This is a genomic window from Vibrio sp. 1557 (assembly GCF_033340175.1).
GTDB classification, from domain to species: domain Bacteria; phylum Pseudomonadota; class Gammaproteobacteria; order Enterobacterales; family Vibrionaceae; genus Vibrio; species Vibrio alginolyticus.
Genome location: NZ_JAWOVZ010000177.1, coordinates 1 through 1,246 on the forward strand (window position 1 = coordinate 1; position 1,246 = coordinate 1,246).

General features: G+C 47.8%; 1 protein-coding gene and 1 pseudogene. Both read right to left on the reverse strand.

All coding sequences use genetic code 11. From position 1 onward, the window contains the following. Nucleotides 1-203, reverse strand: a pseudogene (locus R7070_RS25645) (phosphate ABC transporter substrate-binding protein); the annotation flags it as partial. After that, nucleotides 203-1,246: phosphate regulon sensor histidine kinase PhoR (phoR, locus tag R7070_RS25650; RefSeq protein ID WP_318141445.1), on the reverse strand; the 1,044-nt coding region annotated here is incomplete at its 5' end. The pseudogene R7070_RS25645 and the gene phoR, both read right to left, overlap by 1 nt.

The following is a 1,246-nucleotide window of genomic DNA, read 5'->3' on the forward strand; positions in this document are numbered from 1 at the left end:
GCGTTGATGTTGGGGTAAATGGATTTAAACTCTTCCACCCAAAGTGTGGTCATCCCCGCCAAAGTGTCTGAGCCTACCGAAAGCAAGTTACCAACAATGCCAGTGGTTTTATGGTAGTTCGGTAATGGCTTATCTTGAGCAACCGCCATACTCGAACAAATAAGCACGATACAAGCGATGGCTTTACTGACTCGACGTCCCATTATTTCACCACCAAACGACTTGGAAGTACGAACGAGAACTTACTGCCTACACCGACTTCACTTTGAATTTCCAGGTGTGAGTCATGATGGCTCAACGCATGTTTCACAATTGCCAATCCTAAACCACTGCCACCCGTATCGCGTGAACGTGCTTTATCAACTCGGTAGAAACGCTCAGTCAGTCGATGCAAGTGTTGTGGCTCAATACCATCACCACTGTCTTCAACTTCAAGGCACGCACCTTGTGCGGTTTGATACCAACGAACATGAATATTGGCTCCCGGAGGAGTGTACTTCACTGCGTTGTAAACAAGGTTGGAGATCGCGCTGCGCAATTGGTCATCATCTCCAAGCACACGAAGGCTGGTATCGACATCAAACTTGAGTTTATGTTGGTCATCACCACTTAAGCTGATCGCTTCTTTCTCTAATACTTCAAGCATTGCTGGCACGTTTACGACATCTTCCAACTCATGCATCGGCGCGGCTTCAATCTTAGATAAGGTAAGAAGTTGATTCACTAAGCTGTTCATGCGGTTAAGCTGCTCCGTCATCACCCCATGCGCTTTAGTCCACATCGGGCCGACGATCATGTCTGGGTCTTCCGTCATCTCCAGATAACCTTGTAGTACGGTCATCGGAGTGCGTAGCTCATGAGAAACGTTGGCGAAGAAGTTACGACGCATTCCTTCGAGTTGCTTAAGTTGGCTCACGTCACGCACCACCATCAGGTGTTCACCTTCCGTGTAAGGCACGATACGCAGTTCTAACATACGTTCGACATTCAACGGCGAGCGCATTTCTAGCGGTTCGGAGAAATCTTTTTTATTGAGGTACTTGATGAAATCTGGAGTTCGAATCAGGTTCGAGATAGGTTGACCGGAATCTTCTGGCCAATGGAAGCCTAACAGGTGTTGAGCTAATCGGTTACACCAAACAATGTTGCCTTCCGCGCGAAATACTACGACGGCATCGGGCAATGATTCGGCACCGTTTCTAAAGCGACGGATCAGATTGGTGAGCTCTTTGCGTTTACGACGTTG